Source organism: Methanospirillum hungatei JF-1 (assembly GCF_000013445.1).
Taxonomy (GTDB): Archaea; Halobacteriota; Methanomicrobia; order Methanomicrobiales; family Methanospirillaceae; genus Methanospirillum; species Methanospirillum hungatei.
Map to the genome: position 1 here is coordinate 1,344,766 of NC_007796.1, position 16,420 is coordinate 1,361,185.

Genomic DNA, 16,420 nt, shown 5'->3' on the forward strand with positions numbered 1-16,420 from the left:
ATGGAGATCGCGGTAATCGGAAATAGTGAATTCATCCTCGGGTTCAGGCTTGCCGGAATAACAAAAACGTACGCGGCAGAATCTGATGAAAAGGTTGTTGAGTATGTTCACAAGGTTCTCGATGATGGTAAGATCGGAATTCTTGTCCTCAACAGCAGTGATATGGCAAAGATTCCAGTACGACTCCGCACTACCCTCGAAAACTCAGTTCACCCGACGGTTATCACACTTGGTGAGGAGGAAGGCGGATTGTCGATGCGTGAGAGAATTAAACGATCAGTGGGTGTTGATCTGTGGAAGTAAAACGAACCAAAGGGGTTTTAAAGAGAATTGCAGGACCTGTCGTCACTGCAGTCAATCTCGACGCACACATGTATGATGTGGTGAAGGTCGGGGATGAGCAGCTGATGGGTGAGGTCATCAAGATCAAGGGTGAAGATATCATCATCCAGGTCTATGAGGATACCTCAGGCATCAAGCCGGGTGAACCGGTAGAGAACACCGGTCTCTCGCTCTCCGTTGAGCTGGGACCAGGACTTCTGACCAGTATTTATGACGGTATTCAGCGTCCGCTCGAAGTACTGGTAGAGAAGATGGGAAATTTCATCGAGCGTGGAGTTACTGCTCCCGGTCTCTCCCATGATAAGAAGTGGGAATTTAAGCCAATCAAGAAAGCAGGCGATATGGTAACTCCCGGCACTATTATCGGAGAGGTTCAGGAGACCAATATCGTTCACAAGATAATGGTTCCCCCCTACTGCGACGCAGGGAAGATCAAGGATATCAAAAGCGGTTCCTTTACCATCGATGAGATCATCTGTACCCTTGACAACGGGGCAGAGATCGCCATGATGCACAAGTGGCCGGTGCGTATGCCCCGTCCGGTTACGGAAAAACTCAATCCGGACATTCCGCTCATCACCGGTCAGCGTATTCTTGATGGTCTGTTCCCGGTTGCAAAAGGTGGAACGGCAGCGATTCCAGGACCATTCGGATCCGGAAAGACGGTTACCCAGCAGGCTCTTGCAAAGTGGTCTGATGCCGAGATCGTCGTGTATATCGGGTGTGGAGAACGTGGAAACGAGATGACTGAAGTTCTGACCGAATTCCCCGAACTCGAAGATCCGAAGACTGGCCGGCCGCTCATGGAACGTACGGTTCTTATCGCCAACACCTCAAACATGCCGGTGGCTGCTCGTGAAGCATCTGTGTACACCGGTATTACCATTGCAGAATACTTCCGTGACATGGGGTACGACGTTTCCCTTATGGCAGACTCAACTTCACGTTGGGCAGAAGCCATGCGAGAAATCTCATCCCGTCTTGAAGAGATGCCTGGTGAGGAAGGATATCCGGCATACCTTGCAGCCCGTCTGTCTGAATTTTACGAGCGTGCAGGTCGTGTAAACACCCTGAACAAGGACTTTGGGTCAGTTACCGTTATCGGTGCGGTTTCACCACCTGGTGGAGACTTTTCAGAGCCGGTTACCCAGAACACCCTGCGTATCGTCAAGTGTTTCTGGGCTCTGGATGCAAAACTCTCACAGCGGCGTCACTTCCCGGCTATTAACTGGCTGAACTCCTATTCACTGTATCTAGATACCTTAAGCCAGTATTATGATGAGAATGTCTCGCCTGAGTGGAACCCGCTTCGTACCTGGGCTATGGAAGTTCTCCAGAAAGAAGCCGAACTGCAGGAGATTGTGCAGCTCGTAGGTTCAGATGCACTGCCTGATGAGGAACAGGTCACCATCGAAGTTGCCCGTATGCTTCGTGAGATCTTCCTGCAGCAGAACGCATTCGACCCGGTCGATACCTATTGTGACATGACTAAGCAGTTTGACATACTCAAGGCAATCAGATTCTATTCTGACCAGGCATATGCAGCTCTGAAGGCCGGGGTCATCACCTCTCAAATCACCGGTCTGAAGGCAAAGAACGACCTCCCACAGATCAAGTATGTCAAGGAATACAAGCCTGAAATCGAAAGGATTGTCAAGACAATGGAATCAGAGTTTACCAAACTCCGGGAGGCGGCTTAGATGAAGGAGTACAGAACTATCACACAGGTTGCAGGTCCTCTGGTCTTTGTCGAGAAGACTGAACCTGTGGGATACCAGGAACTCGTTAATCTCGTCCTTGCAGATGGATCAGAAAAGCGTGGTCAGGTACTTGATACCTCTGATGACATTGTCGTCGTTCAGGTGTTTGAGACCACTACCGGTATTGGAAAGGACACCGGTGTCCGGTTTACCGGAGAGACCATCAAGATGCCCGTCGGTAAGGATATGCTCGGACGTATCCTCTCCGGTGCAGGAAAGCCAAAAGACGGCGGTCCTGACATCGTTCCGGAGAAGCGTCTTGAGATCACCGGTGCGGCTATCAATCCATGGGCACGTGGTTCACCACGCCAGTTTATCCAGACCGGTATATCAACCATCGATCTGACAAACACTCTTGTTCGTGGACAGAAACTGCCAATCTTCTCTGGATCTGGTCTCCCCCACAACGAGATTGCACTGCAGATCGCCCGTCAGGCAAAGGTTCCAGGATCTGATGAACAGTTCGCAGTCGTGTTTGCTGCAATGGGTATCACCAAGGAAGAAGAAAACCAGTTCATGGCCGAGTTCGAGAGAACCGGAGCACTTGAGCATGCAGTGGTGTTTTTAAACCTTGCAGATGATCCGGCAGTCGAGCGTATCATTACCCCACGACTTGCTCTGACTACCGCTGAATATCTGGCATTCGAGCTTGATTACCATGTGCTGGTTATCCTGACCGATATGACCAACTACTGTGAAGCTCTCCGTCAGATCGGTGCAGCTCGTGAAGAAGTGCCAGGTCGTCGTGGATATCCGGGTTACATGTACACTGACCTTGCATCCCTGTACGAACGTGCAGGTATCATCAAGGGCAAAAAAGGTTCAGTTACCCAGCTGTCCATCCTGACCATGCCTGGTGATGATATCACCCACCCAATTCCTGATCTGTCCGGTTACATTACCGAGGGCCAGATCGTGGTGAATCGTGATCTTCACCGGAAGGGTATCTATCCACCGATCAACGTTTTGCCTTCACTTTCACGTCTGATGAACCTTGGTATCGGAAAGGGTTTCACTCGTGAAGACCATAAGAAAGTCTCAGACCAGCTGTATGCAGGGTATGCAGAAGGTGTCGATCTTCGTGGACTGGTGGCAATCGTCGGTAAGGATGCACTTTCAGAGCGTGACCGGGGATTCCTTGAGTTTGCCGAGATGTTCGAGAACCGCTTTGTCCGTCAGGGCAAGGATGAGGACCGGACCATCGATGAATCACTGGATCTTGGATGGGATCTGCTCAAAGACATTCCTGAAGAACAACTTGTGCGTATTGACCGTGAACTTATTCAGAAGTATCATCCAAAATACCGCAAGAAGGCAGAGTGAGCCTCCATGGCACTGAAAGATGTCAAGCCGACACGGTCTGAGCTTATCAATATCAAAAAGAAGATTAAGCTCTCCCAGAACGGCTACAAAATCCTCAAAATGAAGCGCGATGGACTCATTATGGAGTTCTTCAAAGTGCTTGAGGAGGCAAAGGACTCCAGAGGTGCTCTGCTTGAGAAATATGCCCGTGCACAGGAGATGATGGCTATCGCAAACACCATTGAAGGTTCAATCGGTGTGAAGGCAGCTGCATTTTCTGTCCGGGAAAACCCGGATATCACCCTCAAGAGTAAAAACATCATGGGCGTCGTGGTTCCGGAGATTGAATCAACCAAGGTCAGAAAAGGTATTGCAGATCGTGGATATGGTGTTATTGGCACCACCCCGGTCATCGATGACACAGCAGCTGCCTTTGAAGATCTGGTTGAAGCGATCATTAAAAGTGCAGAGATAGAGACCACGATGAAACGTCTGCTTGATGAGATTGAATCCACCAAGCGTCGGGTCAATGCTCTGGAGTTCAAGGTTATTCCTGAACTTTCCGATGCACGTGACTTTATCAAGATGCGGCTTGATGAAATGGAGCGTGAAGAGTTATTCAGGCTAAAAAAGATCAAGGCCAGATCTACCGCATAATTTTTTAATTGACATTTTTTCTGTTCTTCGTTTATTCCTTTATAGGCTTTTTTCAAAAATTAGGGACATATTGAGAATTTTTCTCTGTATCAATTATCCTTTTTTCACCATTCCCACTGAATGAATTGTTATACCAGGAGTAATGATTATCAGCAATCATGGAGATAAATCAGGAAAAGTATGACACTTGTGAAAATATCAGAAAAAGGACAGATTGTCATACCTGCAGCATTCCGAAAGAAATGGAATCTCGAAGGAGATTCAACGATTATACTCACGGATGATGCAGATGGTATACATATCAGACCTCCTGTCCATCTCTCTGACCTCTCCGGGATCGATGAAGGGAAGGGATTATTACAGAAACTTCAGGAGATGAGAGAAGAAGAAGGGGACATTTAATGCCGGATATGCTTTTCGACACACATGCATTTATCACCATGTTCGAACGACAGCCGGGATGGGAGATCGTCAGGGACTATATGAGAGCAGTTGATGATGACGATTGTTCAGGGTTTATTCCAACGGTTGTACTCACGGAGATTATGTATTTGTACACTCTCCAAGAGGGACATACTATCGCATAACAGAGAATTGGACAGATAATGAATTCCCGAATGAAAACTCTCCCAATGGATGAAAGCTTTTCCCTTGTGGCAGGGAGGATTAAAAAACCGGGTATCGCATTGGCTGATGCATGTATAGGAGCTGCTGCACAAGTTCACGGACTTTCGGTATTATCAGAGGATAAACACTTTGACCAGATGAATATTCAGCGAATCGGCTATCCGTGAAATTCTGGACAAAGGAGTATGGTAGCCCACCATGGTGATCTTCGCCTGAATACAATTGAAGGTTCAATTGATGTGAAAGCAGCCGCATTTTCTATCCAGGAAAACCCGGATATCACCCTCATGATTAAAGTATCATTGGTGTTTTAGTTCCGGAGATTTAACCAACACAGGTCAGAAAGGGTATTATAGACTGTGTGTTGTTATCGGCACCCCCCGGTCATCGATGACACGGCAGTTTCCTTTGAAAACCTGGTAGAGGCTATCATAAAAATGCTGAGATAGAGACCACGATGAAACGTCTGCCTGATGAGATGGAGCGTGATGAGTTATTCAGCCTCAAAAAGATCTAGGCCAGATCAACCGCTTTTATAAACGTCCGAATTATTATCGCAATATTTCAATTATTTTCTCATTTAGAGCCATATTATAATTTATTGTATTAGAATAATAAAATAAAATATTCTTTTATGATGTTCACAACTGCAGATCTCATTAGCCATGAAACAGAAATTAAGACACATAAATTCTTTTAACTATTGTAATTTATGATAAATCTCATTTTATTTCATCGAATATTAAAGCCCTACAATCAATCGAAATACAGCCGCACTATTCACATAAACACTTGCACCCATAGTAATATAGGATCATCATAGGAAAAAACTACGCCCTGTTGTAAACACATCTTAAAAACTCTATTTATGAACACATTTTTTCTTACATCAACATCACTAAAATTTAATTCTACTCAAAAATCCAAACACAAAATCATATATTATTAAAATACATATTCTAAAAAAATTTATAATATTATTATACATATGATCGCGGATTACCAGCTGGACCGTGTCATTCAGGACCAGGCGAAATCATTTGCACGGAAAGATCCCGGAACACCCAGGTCCATCAATCTCTTTAAGTATCTTTATCTTAACCAGGTGATCATCATTTCCGGTGTCCGGAGATGTGGAAAAACAACCCTGCTCAGACAGATTGCATCTCATTTTAAGGCCTATCATTATCTGAACCTTGCCGACATCCGTCTTCATGGACTATCAGACCTAACTGCCAGTCTGCTTCTTCTGGAAAAGCGAGACCCAGGAATCAGGATCCTCTTTCTTGATGAAATACAGAACCTGCCCGGATGTGAAGATACCATCAGGCAATTACATGATTCAGGATACAAAATATTCTGCACCAGTTCACAAACTGGCTCCAATATCTCTCATTCAGATAAACCAAAGGGAGAATGGGTCACTATTATCCTTCACCCATTTTCATTTGTCGAGTATCTCGCCTGGCATGCAATAGACAAAAGCACGGCGTCTGAAAATCAGGTAGCAGTATTGTCACATCTGGACAGGTATCTGGAAGAAGGTGGTTTTCCGGAGTATACCAGAATGTGGGATACAGATCATATCAGAAGTATATATGAAGAGATCCTGTACCGGGACTGTATCGCACGGTGGAATATCAGGGATGTTTCCGGATTTATCAGACTGGCGGGCTTCCTTCTTACGAACATTGGAACCAAAGTCCATTACCGATCCCTTGCCTCTATGCTCGGAATGAAAAGTCCCATGACTGTCAGGGATTACATCCATATTCTGGCAGATACGCATCTGATAACCGAAGTTCACCGGTATGATCCATCCCTGAAGAAACAGTATGGGACCGGTAAAAAGATCTATGCTGTCGATATCGGTATGAGAAACCAGGTAGCATTCAGGGTTTCCGGGGATCATCAAAAACTCCTGGAAAATCTGGTGTTGGTAGAGTTAAAACGTCGGGATTTTGATGTTTATCCCACATTCGCCAGATCTTTTTTCAACTATAGAATTTTTCGTACTCCGGCCCAAGCAATCGCAATATCTTCAATAGTTCTCGATCCAAATTCTGGATAGATGAATGGAGTGCATCATCGACAGAAATAATACATGACTTAATCTCTCTGAATTTAAAAAAAATCCATTTGAGCGTTGGACGAGAGGTAGGTTTCTTCTTCTGATTCAACACCGTTTCATCTTCTTCTTTCAGCCTTTTTCGCAGCAGCATTTCAGTATATGAGTAAACCATGAGGCAGAGAACCATAACCATACATAAAGCCTCGATCCTTTTTTCACTTTTCAGATAAACTTCAGCAACCCGGAATGATTTGTCCTTTAAAAACCGGAAACCTTTTTCGACAAGCATCTGTCCTTTATAGTGATTCAGAACCGTTTCAGAATCCAAACTCAAAACATTCGTTGCAAGAATAAATCTGCCCAGATACTGTTTTTCACTTTCAACGAAATCCTGAGCAAGTTCAACCCTTGCATCGATCGAATATTGTGGGATTAACGTTTCTCCTGCTTTTGGGCGCCCCTTCTTACCATTTTCCCGTTTATAACTGACCTTGATCCTTGAATCCACCAATTTTACTAAAGGTGTTTCATTAAGATAGCGTAAGAGAGCGTTACTGGCATCTGTTTCACATGCATAGCATACTTTAGAAATCTGTTTTAACCCTTTTAATGCGGCTTTGAACCTCACAGGGAGGTTTTTCTCAAACGTCTTCAATTCTCGAGCTTTCATCTCTTCAGATGAGACAACAATCCATTTTTGAGGAACACCACCATAATGTGAGTCAACGCTACTGCAAGAATACCGTGGATCTGAGGTAGGAGTGAAGAGAAGATCAGATTTGAGTAACTCTGTCATCTCATTTATTGTGGCTGGGACATTTGATATCCACCTTGTTTCCGGACCGAGGGTTTTGATGTTTTTATCAGTATACAGGGCACTGTCACCCATGAAGATTACATCAGGATCAAATGTGAATGAATCTTGCAATGATAGGATTGTTTGCACAAGAACTTCCTTATCTGATTCGTTGCCATCGTGTGCACGAGCAAAAATCGGTATCCCGTGTTGGTTAACCACCATACTTAAGGCAAATCTGTTTAAATCCCAGCGTTTGTCTTTTGGATGTCCCTTTGTAATTTTGATACATCCATCTCCGGATTCATTTCCATATTCACCATGAACACTGAAATTGGTTGTATCAACATGACAAAGCTGTACTCCATCTTTGTAAACAGTAAACATCTGGGTGACAAGATCAGTAAAGAGCTTGCTGGGGCCATATGCATATATCTTATCCAAAAGGCGACCAATGACTGATTCATTAAGATTTTTTGCAGAAATATCCGGACCTATGAGACGTTCCAAATCAAGATGCTTGCAGTATTCGGGAAAAAGATAGAGTCGTCTCTCTGTGAATCCAAGTCCGTTGAGAATGAGGGCTAATAAAATTTGAGAACTTGATATTTGATGTTGACCGATTTTAGGGATTGCCCGGTCAATTATAGGAGCTAAACCAAGCTTATGGAACGTGCCTGCAACGATTCCAAGATGATCAATGGTTTTTATGGAGTCTATTTCTAATGAAACATCCTCATCTTTCATTAATTATAGTAATGGAGATCTTCTTAGTTATATAGTTTACTATTATATAAAATTGTAATAGATCTGACGAATATGGGTTTATTATCATTTTTCGGCTAAGGAATGTGATTTTGTTATTATTGAGAATGGCCAGGTAAATGGTCTGTATCAGGTCTGCTCTGAATTAACTGATCTGAACAGGGAGCGGGAATATGGTGGTTTACAGGAAGCGATGAACCAATATGGACTTGACTGGGGGATACTGATTACTCTAAACCAAGAGGGAACAGTTCGGGTTCCGGAAGGGGTGATTCAGATTGTGCCGGTGTGGAAATGGTTGTTGTATATCGAAGAAAAATAATTTTTGTCGATAAAGATTAAAATTTGGAGTTGACCCTTCATTTATGAGCTCTTAATTTCTAATTGTATTATTTATACGTCATGATGAATATTTATCAACAAATTTTTATAAAGGAATCATCTTATGTGATGAAGGAGAATTATTGTCATGTCAGATATTTGCTTAAAAATACCCAGTAATATTACAAATACAATCCGTCTTCCACCCGATACTCTACAGGAAGAATTACTCAAGGAACTGGCTATTGCTTTGTATACAAGAGGAATTTTAAGTTCAGGACAGTCCTGTAAACTAGCCGGAATGAAACGATATCAATGGGAAGAGGAATTAGGTAAACGAAATATTTCTCGCCATTATAATCTGGAAAAGTTAGAGGAAGACTTTTCCTATGTTTTTCATAGCAAGTGATTCTTCACCATTAATTAGTCTGGCATCAATCGACCGATTCTGTATCCTTGAAAAACATTATGATCATATTATCATCCCTCCGGCAGTTTGGGACCGAAATAACTGATGATCCACACAGACGACCAGGATGTTTAGAACTTATAAAAGCCCGTGATACGAATTTTGTAAAAATCATTAACCCTGAAAACCTTCATCTTATTCAATTATTAAAAAACCAATTACATGAAGGGGAAGCTGAAGCCATAGCTCTGGCTCAGCAGGAAAAGGCACCAATCCTTCTTATTGATGAGGCTGAAGGTAGAGAGGTGGCAAAATCATATAACATACCAGTTATTGGTGTAATTGGCATACTCGCTGCGGCAAAAAAGACCGGTGAGATTGAATCAATGAAGACCGAATTGGACAGTCTGATTCAAAGAACCTCTTTTCGTGTTTCACGAATTATGTATGATAAAGCACTTGAGATGTCAGGTGAATTGTAACAATTTAACTTGATTAAAGGCGATGAAACTGAATATAATCAATGTAAAAAGGAATTTATTAAACCAACAGTGAATGTAAAAAAATCCCCTGAATGGACTGCTGAAGGAATTCCACCACCTACAGGTATTTTTCAATAAAAATTTTTTCCATGTATATTTACAGCCGACACTCGGCAGCAACGAGTGTTACGAAACATAATTTTTGTACAAACATTTAAATCTGAGTACGTTGTATACTCTTTTTGAATAATGTCCATCGTTGCTGATTCAAATGTAACCATCGCTCACTTAGGCATAGTCTCAGGGATAATAGACAAACTTGGAATTTGTGAATATATCGATCGGCTCATTCCCAAAAAGCGTAGCCATATTGTCACTCATGGCGAGGCAGTGAAAGCATTACTTCTCAATTGCCTGGGTTTTACTGAACGGCGTCTTTACCTGATGCCAGAATATTTTGATGATGTTGCAACTGAACGTCTAATTGGCGAGGGAATTGAAGCAAAGCATTTGAATCAGTACTTATTTGGTGAAACTCTTGATGCGATAGCCGCTGCAGGTCCCACTGAGTTATTCACGGGTATCATCCTTGAAATCCTTGATAATCTTCTCCATGGAGTTCTTCGACTTCATTATGATACAACAACGATCAGTGTAACAGGAGAGTATGATCAAGAACTAAATACTCGTCTGATTAAGCTGGTTCGAGGGCATTCAAAAGATCACCGCAATGATTTGAAACAGTTAGTCCTATGTTTAGTAACGGATCAACGTGGGATTCCTGTTTTTATGGAGCCTTTATCCGGTAATGCATCAGATAAAAAGACTTTAATTCGAACCATTCAGGAAGTGCGAAAGAATTTCAATACAGACGAGAAGGTTTACCATATGGCCGATTCAGCCCTTTACGCCGCAAAAATGGTTCAAGATCTAGGTTCTCACTGTTACTGGATAACTCATGTTCCTGAAACGATTAAGGAGGTAAAAACTATCCTCAAATCTGACGTTGAGTGGATTCCGTGTTCTGATGCCCGGTATAAGTATGCTGCTTTCGATAGCAACTATGGCGGTATCGATCAAAAATGGTTTTTATTCCACTCTGAAGAGAGACATAAAGCCAGCATCAAACATGATATTGAAAAAATTGAGGAGAAACTGGCGAAAAGTCAGACTGCCCTGAATAAATCATTGGTCAACGGGTTTGCTTGCGAAAATGATGCACTTCTCGCTGTAGAAAGATGGATGTCAAAGCATAAGCGATACATCCTTTCTGATATTGAAATAACATGTGATAACAAAAAACCGTCAGGTAAGGTTGGGAGACCGAAAAAAGGTGAGGTACTTGAGAAATGGTATTCTGTCTCCTGCAAATTAGCGCTAAACCAGGAGGTTATTCAAAAAGAACAAGCAATGATGGGTCGGTTTATTCTCGCTAGCAATGACACTACTGTCGATCCGAACACCTGTCTTGAATATTATAAGGAACAAAATGCCGTTGAAAGAGGATTCAGGTTCATAAAGGGGAATTCTTTTCACGCATCAGAGGTTTATCTGGAGAATTCAAATCGTGTTGCAGCCTTATCCATGATAATGGTTCTATGCCTTCTCGTGTATTCGTTCACAGAGTGGGTAGTTCGTGAGACATTGAAGATTGAGAAGAAACAAATCCGGGATCAAAAAGGAAAACCAACTCAGAGACCATCTGCAAAATGGTTGTTCTTCATGTTCAGAAGAGTAAGGCAGATTAAGGAAATTGATAATTCCAGAATAATTGTGCGAATTCTAAATTTCACTGATGAATTAAGAGATATTGTTCGATTGATAGGGCCGCATGTTGAAAAATATTATGCGTGAATTTTTTGGTGCCGAGTGTCGGTTACAGCAGAGATATCAATTGTTATTAATTTCGGGGACTTATTTCATTAATACCCGTATACTCTGATAGGTCTTACGGTTAATGAATATCCGGAATTTCAATAGACAGCCCTACGAAATCTCCTTCGGCCTCAATGCGACCCATATCATCAATAAATCTGCGTTTTTTTATCCTCCACCATGAACAGAAGAATATCATCGAACGTTTGACCAGGTTGTTTTAGCTCATATATATCAGCCCATACCCATTAAGATACGGGATTTTTTTATACCAACCATTGAGTATTGTTGTCACTACCATATTTTCAGCATTGACCAGAGCAGGAAAAATATTACCCATTACAGGAATTTTTTTCAATATATTTTATTTAGCCATATTTCCATAATTTGTGAAATCTGCGATAATTCTATCTATTCGATTGATAACAGATAACATACTTTAGGTTTAACTATACTATACGATGAGGTTCTTCAACACTGCCGGACCTGTCAATTGCCAGGATCATTATTGCCTGCCTCCATTAAGCCGTTTTAATCTCACAGAAATTCTCTCACTCATCGCACAAAAAAATATTTTGTTCTTCATGCCCCACGACAGACCGGGAAGACCTCATGTTTTTTGGTCTCAGGGATCAGTTGAATCAGGAAGGAACATACTCTGCATTCTATGTATATGTCGAAATGGGACAAACTGCCAGAGGTGATGTTGGCAAAGGGATGAAAGCAAACCAATACTCACAGAACTTGCATTTCAGGCAGAACGGACCCTGGGGGATACTACATATCGAAACAGGATCTCCGAAATCATTGCAGAATCCGGAGAAGATGCTGCCCTGAAATCTCTGTTATCAGACTGGTGTAAAAGACTAAAATTGCCTCTTGTTCTCTGTATTGATGACGTTGATGCCTTTGTTGGTGATACCCTGGTTTCTCTTCTCCGTCAGATCCGTTCAGGGTACCCGGAAAGAGCAACTGAACTTCCATCCTCAATTATTCTCTGTGATGTTCATGATGTCCGTGATTATCGGATTCATTCTGACCGGGAAAAGGAGATTGTCACCGGTGGGAGGGCCTTCAATATTAAGGCAAAGTCACTCCGTCTGGGAAATTTTTCTGAAGAAGAAACAAAAACGCTCCTTCAACAACACACCACAGAAACCGGTCAGATCTTTGAATATGATGCTATTTCAGCCATATGGGCCCTAACGAAAGGACAGCCATGGCTCGTGAATGCCTTAGCATATAAAGTCTGCTTTGAACTCCCGATGGGAAAAACCGGGCAAATCATATTACACTGGATCAGGTCATCGACGAAAAAGAACGTCTCATCAAACGGCGGGACACACACCTTGCCCAGCTTGTAGATAAACTCAAAGAGGAACGGGTTCGACGGGTTATCGAACCTATGCTCACTGGGGAAGTCTTTGAACAGGACTTCAGGCCTGATGATGTCGTAGACCTGATAGATCTTGGCCTTATAACATAGTAAATAGCCGGTGCTATCAAGATTGCAAACCCCATCTATGGAGATCATCCCCCGTGAACTCAGCTGGAGAACACAGACTGGCGTGACCATCGAAACCGCCTGATATGTTGAACAGAACGGGAGACTCCTTCTTTCAAAATTTATCAGTGCATTTACCCAGTTTTTCCGGGAACATTCAGGGAGCTGGCTTGAGATCACTGAATATAAAGAGGCCGGGTCGAATCAGTTACTCCAGGCATTCCTGCAACGGATTGTCAATGGTGGCGGGCAGATAACACGGGAATATGGTCTTGGAATGGGTAGGACTGATCTCTTCATTCTCTGGCTTCTTTCTAATGGAACAAACCAGCGGTTTGTTATCGAATGTAAGATTCAGAGGGGAACACGAGAAAAAACGATAGAGGCAGGAGTAACTCAGGTAACCAGATATACAGACACCTGCAGAGCAGAAGGGGTCTATCTTGTAATTTTTGACCCTTCGGATAAACCATGGGATGATAAGATATTCACGGAAATAAGATCGAAAGACCCGTATCAGGTTGAAATTTTTGGTATGTGAAACGAGTACTCATCAATATTTCTCGTTTCAGGATCAAAAACAATCCCAATTTCTATTAATTGTCTTTTATCAGAACGGTATTTCTCAGAATATCCCCGGTTCTGTATTTGCTCGAGAGGACTTAAGTCTCCGGTTTTGTCGATCCCTTTCACCTTAAATTCAAAGATCCAGGTATATGATGCAGTTTTAACCGTCAGATCAATGCGACCCTTGTTTGTGGTATCTTCCGGGATTATCTCATATCCAAGACTTGCAAGGTATGAATAGACCAGACTTGCCCAGTACCCTTCAAATTGTGCAAGAGGATTTTTTCTAAACCTGTCATGAGGAATCGAAGCCAAAAAAGATTTTAATTGGCGATGAAACCCATCAACATTCCCAGAACCAAGAAGTTTTCGGATATCAGGAAATGATAGGGGTGTAGCATCCTTTCTGAGAAGATTGAGAATGCTTTTATTAAATGATTCTTTCACTTCCCTATTCGGGAAACCAAGGGTATACCATGTTCCTTCCTCCGGATTACTGGTCCAGGATTTGATCGTAAGATACCCTGCCTGAAAGAGAAGGGTTTCAAGCCGGATCTGGTCAGGATCAAAAGACCCAAGCAGATCATCCCCGGCTATGAGCCCTTCATATTCTGCCGGGATTCTTGGCTGTGATTGCCAGAGTTTTAAAAAAAAAGATGGCGTTCCGGTTTCAAACCAATATGGCTTGAAAAGATCTGAATCAAAATAGAGCAGAATATCAAAGGGATTATATACAGACTCACCAGTCCAGGAATACCCGTTATACCATTCACGGACGAGTTTTGGATCACATATTGCAAACCATGACGAGAAATCATCCCTGATATTTTCTTCTGTATACCCACAGAGTGAAGAATACCTTCGGTCAAGCGTGATGTCTTTCAAATTATTTAGTCCGGAAAAAATCCCGGTTTTAACGAATTTAGATACTCCGGTGAGAAAGACAAATCGAATATGAGAATCCAGAGGTTTGATTACCGCATAAAAATCACGCAGGACGTCACGCATCTCAGCCGCCCGGGATGGATCCTCAAGAACATCGAGAATTGGTTTGTCATACTCATCCACCAGGATTACTACCTGTTCTCCGGTTTTTTCGTGAATTTCCCGGATGATGGCAGAGAATCGCCCACCTATGGTTGTTTCAAAAGGCTCAAAATCCCATTCCCTTGCCCAGGCAGAGAGAATCTCATGGATCCGGGTTTTTAACTCCTCTCCAGTTCGGGGAGAAGATAATGACCAGTCAATTTTCAGAACCGGGTTTTTTCTGCTCCAGTCCCAGGCAGCATCCGGCGTATCCAGATATAACCCCGAGAACAAACACCGTTCTCCGGAAAAAGCACAATGAAATGTATCTATCAATAGACTTTTTCCAAACCGACGGGGACGGGAGAGGAAATAATATTTACCTGATCTGACAAGTGAAGATATAAAAGAGGTTTTATCAACATACACATACCCACCGGTCCTGATTTCAACAAAAGATTGGATACCGATGGGTAATTTCAGGTCAGTCATTCATCCATTATTATACCCGGTTTGATGTAAATAAGTTATTCATCACACCACAGAAAGAAAATATGAGTAAACAATCGATTTAATTAAATCAGATAATGACAGGAGATTATGTACTTCCAGCTTGAATTGAGCTGTGATTTTTCCGAAACTGGCAATAACCGGGGAAGTCTATGGGCACATATTCAAAAATTAAAGGATTATCTGACGTTGATATTTCAGGAAAGACAGTTCTGCTCAGGGTTGATTTTAATTCACCAATCGATCCCCAGGCCGGAGTTATCCTTGATGATAAGCGCTTTCGTGAAATTCTGTATACGATAAAAGCATTGGACAAGGCAAAAACCGTCATCATCACTCATCAGAGCAGACCTGGAAAAAAGGATTTTACTTCTCTTGTCTCCCATGCTCACCGACTTTCAGAACTCCTGGGAAAAGAGGTCAGATTTGTTGATGATATCTTTGGAACATGTGCCCGGGATGCTGTCCGCAATGCAAAAGTTGGCGATGTTATCATGCTGGAAAATGTCCGGTTCAATGCAGAAGAGAACCTGAAACTATCCGGTGAGGAGTCAGCAAAGACCGTTCTTGTGAAAAACCTTGCACGAATGGGCGATCTCTTCATCAATGATGCATTTGGTACTGCACACCGGTCCCAGCCAACCATTGTCGGCCTTCCGGAAGTGCTCCCTGCCATAGCCGGACTCCTTATGGAACGGGAAGTTGAAAACCTCTCACGAGTTTTCAGTGGTGCTCCCCGGCCGGTGACATTCATCCTTGGCGGAACAAAGGTTGATGATTCAATCGATGTTGCCAGACATGTACTCACGAACGGCATCGCTGATAACGTCCTTGCGGTCGGTGTGGTTGCTAACATTTTCCTTGCCGCCAAAGGGTACAGCATCGGAAAACCTTCGATGGACCTGATTGAACAACTCGGATACATTGGACAGATCGAAATCGCGAAAGATATCCTTTCCAGGTTCGGTGAAAAGATCGTCGTTCCTGAACATGTCGCGATAAAAAAAGAGGGTGCCAGGGTTGAGATGCATGTCCGTGATATCCCATCAGACTGCCCTATTCTGGATCTTGGATCTGAAGGGCTCATACCCTGCCTTGATGTTATTAAAAGATCCCGCACCGTTGTATTAAATGGTCCGGCCGGTCTTTTTGAAGAGTCTGATTACTCATTCGGAACATATGAAATAATTAAAGCTGCAGCAGAAGCTGAGTTTTCCGTCGTCGGGGGAGGACATACTGCCGCTGTCATTGAAAAGATGGGATATGATAGAAAGTTCACCCACATCTCAACCGGTGGCGGTGCATGCATAGAATTTTTAACCGGCAAGAAACTACCAGCTATAGCTGCCCTGGAAAAAAGTGCTGAACGGTTTACATAGGCCGATATAAAAAAGGCAACCTTAATT

Annotated in this window: 18 protein-coding genes; 16 read left to right on the top strand and 2 right to left on the bottom strand. The window is 42.8% G+C overall.

Annotation, left to right across the window (positions count from 1 at the left end):
- The 9 genes from MHUN_RS06195 (at position 1) to MHUN_RS06230 (ending at position 6,759) form a co-directional block, all read left to right on the top strand.
- A complete protein-coding gene (locus tag MHUN_RS06195) occupies positions 1-303 on the top strand; it encodes a V-type ATP synthase subunit F (protein ID WP_011448207.1) in 303 nt (100 codons plus the stop codon).
- Positions 294-2,042, top strand: coding sequence for an ATP synthase subunit A (locus tag MHUN_RS06200; protein WP_011448208.1), 1,749 nt, complete (start codon positions 294-296; stop codon positions 2,040-2,042). The genes MHUN_RS06195 and MHUN_RS06200 overlap by 10 nt, the downstream gene beginning before the upstream one ends.
- Complete coding sequence (locus MHUN_RS06205) at positions 2,043-3,425, top strand: V-type ATP synthase subunit B (protein ID WP_011448209.1); 1,383 nt, start codon at positions 2,043-2,045, stop codon at positions 3,423-3,425.
- Between the two features lie 6 nt (positions 3,426-3,431).
- On the top strand, positions 3,432-4,061 hold the full coding sequence (locus tag MHUN_RS06210) for a V-type ATP synthase subunit D (RefSeq protein ID WP_011448210.1): 630 nt from the start codon (positions 3,432-3,434) through the stop codon (positions 4,059-4,061).
- A gap of 180 nt (positions 4,062-4,241) precedes the next feature.
- Positions 4,242-4,463: an AbrB/MazE/SpoVT family DNA-binding domain-containing protein gene (locus tag MHUN_RS06215; RefSeq protein ID WP_011448211.1), complete on the top strand. Its 222-nt coding sequence runs from the start codon at positions 4,242-4,244 to the stop codon at positions 4,461-4,463.
- Positions 4,463-4,648, top strand: a complete 186-nt coding sequence (locus tag MHUN_RS06220) for a hypothetical protein (RefSeq protein ID WP_048067324.1) — start codon at positions 4,463-4,465, stop codon at positions 4,646-4,648. The genes MHUN_RS06215 and MHUN_RS06220 overlap by 1 nt, the downstream gene beginning before the upstream one ends.
- Before the next feature lie 18 nt (positions 4,649-4,666).
- Complete coding sequence (locus MHUN_RS06225; protein WP_048067325.1) at positions 4,667-4,855, top strand: PIN domain-containing protein; 189 nt, start codon at positions 4,667-4,669, stop codon at positions 4,853-4,855.
- 18 nt (positions 4,856-4,873) lie between these two features.
- Positions 4,874-5,002 (top strand): hypothetical protein, encoded by a 129-nt coding sequence (locus MHUN_RS19720; RefSeq protein ID WP_275039203.1) that lies wholly within the window; start codon positions 4,874-4,876, stop codon positions 5,000-5,002.
- Between the two features lie 674 nt (positions 5,003-5,676).
- Positions 5,677-6,759 carry an ATP-binding protein gene (locus tag MHUN_RS06230; protein WP_011448212.1) on the top strand — a complete coding sequence of 361 codons (1,083 nt, stop codon included), beginning with the start codon at positions 5,677-5,679 and terminating at the stop codon, positions 6,757-6,759.
- Here the strand turns inward: MHUN_RS06230 and MHUN_RS06235 are convergent.
- Positions 6,683-8,302, bottom strand: coding sequence for an IS1634-like element ISMhu5 family transposase (locus MHUN_RS06235; protein ID WP_011448213.1), 1,620 nt, complete (start codon positions 8,300-8,302; stop codon positions 6,683-6,685). The genes MHUN_RS06230 and MHUN_RS06235 overlap by 77 nt on opposite strands.
- A gap of 487 nt (positions 8,303-8,789) precedes the next feature.
- On the opposite strand from MHUN_RS06235, the gene MHUN_RS06240 reads away from it, so the two are divergent.
- From MHUN_RS06240 to MHUN_RS19460, 6 genes are all read left to right on the top strand, one after another.
- Positions 8,790-9,050 carry a UPF0175 family protein gene (locus MHUN_RS06240; protein ID WP_011448214.1) on the top strand — a complete coding sequence of 87 codons (261 nt, stop codon included), beginning with the start codon at positions 8,790-8,792 and terminating at the stop codon, positions 9,048-9,050.
- Positions 9,051-9,109: 59 nt separating this feature from the next.
- Positions 9,110-9,532 (top strand): DUF3368 domain-containing protein, encoded by a 423-nt coding sequence (locus tag MHUN_RS06245; protein ID WP_011448215.1) that lies wholly within the window; start codon positions 9,110-9,112, stop codon positions 9,530-9,532.
- Positions 9,533-9,781: 249 nt separating this feature from the next.
- Positions 9,782-11,386 carry an IS1634-like element ISMhu7 family transposase gene (locus tag MHUN_RS06250; protein ID WP_011448216.1) on the top strand — a complete coding sequence of 535 codons (1,605 nt, stop codon included), beginning with the start codon at positions 9,782-9,784 and terminating at the stop codon, positions 11,384-11,386.
- A gap of 633 nt (positions 11,387-12,019) precedes the next feature.
- On the top strand, positions 12,020-12,244 hold the full coding sequence (locus tag MHUN_RS19450; protein ID WP_239441576.1) for a hypothetical protein: 225 nt from the start codon (positions 12,020-12,022) through the stop codon (positions 12,242-12,244).
- Between the two features lie 35 nt (positions 12,245-12,279).
- On the top strand, positions 12,280-12,771 hold the full coding sequence (locus MHUN_RS19455) for a hypothetical protein (protein ID WP_239441577.1): 492 nt from the start codon (positions 12,280-12,282) through the stop codon (positions 12,769-12,771).
- A gap of 417 nt (positions 12,772-13,188) precedes the next feature.
- Positions 13,189-13,452: a hypothetical protein gene (locus tag MHUN_RS19460; RefSeq protein WP_239441578.1), complete on the top strand. Its 264-nt coding sequence runs from the start codon at positions 13,189-13,191 to the stop codon at positions 13,450-13,452.
- Here the strand turns inward: MHUN_RS19460 and MHUN_RS06260 are convergent.
- Complete coding sequence (locus MHUN_RS06260) at positions 13,428-14,996, bottom strand: ATP-binding protein (protein ID WP_011448217.1); 1,569 nt, start codon at positions 14,994-14,996, stop codon at positions 13,428-13,430. The genes MHUN_RS19460 and MHUN_RS06260 overlap by 25 nt on opposite strands.
- A gap of 170 nt (positions 14,997-15,166) precedes the next feature.
- On the opposite strand from MHUN_RS06260, the gene MHUN_RS06265 reads away from it, so the two are divergent.
- Positions 15,167-16,393 carry a phosphoglycerate kinase gene (locus tag MHUN_RS06265; protein WP_011448218.1) on the top strand — a complete coding sequence of 409 codons (1,227 nt, stop codon included), beginning with the start codon at positions 15,167-15,169 and terminating at the stop codon, positions 16,391-16,393.
- Positions 16,394-16,420: the final 27 nt, after the last annotated feature.

Bases quoted from the DNA above. Each gene is read 5' to 3' on its own strand.
- MHUN_RS06195 (WP_011448207.1), top strand. From the start codon at position 1: ATGGAGATCGCGGTAATCGGAAATAGTGAATTCATCCTCGGGTTCAGG.
- MHUN_RS06205 (WP_011448209.1), top strand. From the start codon at position 2,043: ATGAAGGAGTACAGAACTATCACACAGGTTGCAGGTCCTCTGGTCTTT.
- MHUN_RS06210 (WP_011448210.1), top strand. From the start codon at position 3,432: ATGGCACTGAAAGATGTCAAGCCGACACGGTCTGAGCTTATCAATATC.
- MHUN_RS06215 (WP_011448211.1), top strand. From the start codon at position 4,242: ATGACACTTGTGAAAATATCAGAAAAAGGACAGATTGTCATACCTGCA.
- MHUN_RS06220 (WP_048067324.1), top strand. From the start codon at position 4,463: ATGCCGGATATGCTTTTCGACACACATGCATTTATCACCATGTTCGAA.
- MHUN_RS06225 (WP_048067325.1), top strand. From the start codon at position 4,667: ATGAATTCCCGAATGAAAACTCTCCCAATGGATGAAAGCTTTTCCCTT.
- MHUN_RS19720 (WP_275039203.1), top strand. From the start codon at position 4,874: ATGGTAGCCCACCATGGTGATCTTCGCCTGAATACAATTGAAGGTTCA.
- MHUN_RS06230 (WP_011448212.1), top strand. From the start codon at position 5,677: ATGATCGCGGATTACCAGCTGGACCGTGTCATTCAGGACCAGGCGAAA.
- MHUN_RS06235 (WP_011448213.1), bottom strand. From the start codon at position 8,302: ATGAAAGATGAGGATGTTTCATTAGAAATAGACTCCATAAAAACCATT.
- MHUN_RS06240 (WP_011448214.1), top strand. From the start codon at position 8,790: ATGTCAGATATTTGCTTAAAAATACCCAGTAATATTACAAATACAATC.
- MHUN_RS06245 (WP_011448215.1), top strand. From the start codon at position 9,110: ATGATCATATTATCATCCCTCCGGCAGTTTGGGACCGAAATAACTGAT.
- MHUN_RS06250 (WP_011448216.1), top strand. From the start codon at position 9,782: ATGTCCATCGTTGCTGATTCAAATGTAACCATCGCTCACTTAGGCATA.
- MHUN_RS19450 (WP_239441576.1), top strand. From the start codon at position 12,020: ATGTTTTTTGGTCTCAGGGATCAGTTGAATCAGGAAGGAACATACTCT.
- MHUN_RS19460 (WP_239441578.1), top strand. From the start codon at position 13,189: ATGGGTAGGACTGATCTCTTCATTCTCTGGCTTCTTTCTAATGGAACA.
- MHUN_RS06260 (WP_011448217.1), bottom strand. From the start codon at position 14,996: ATGACTGACCTGAAATTACCCATCGGTATCCAATCTTTTGTTGAAATC.
- MHUN_RS06265 (WP_011448218.1), top strand. From the start codon at position 15,167: ATGGGCACATATTCAAAAATTAAAGGATTATCTGACGTTGATATTTCA.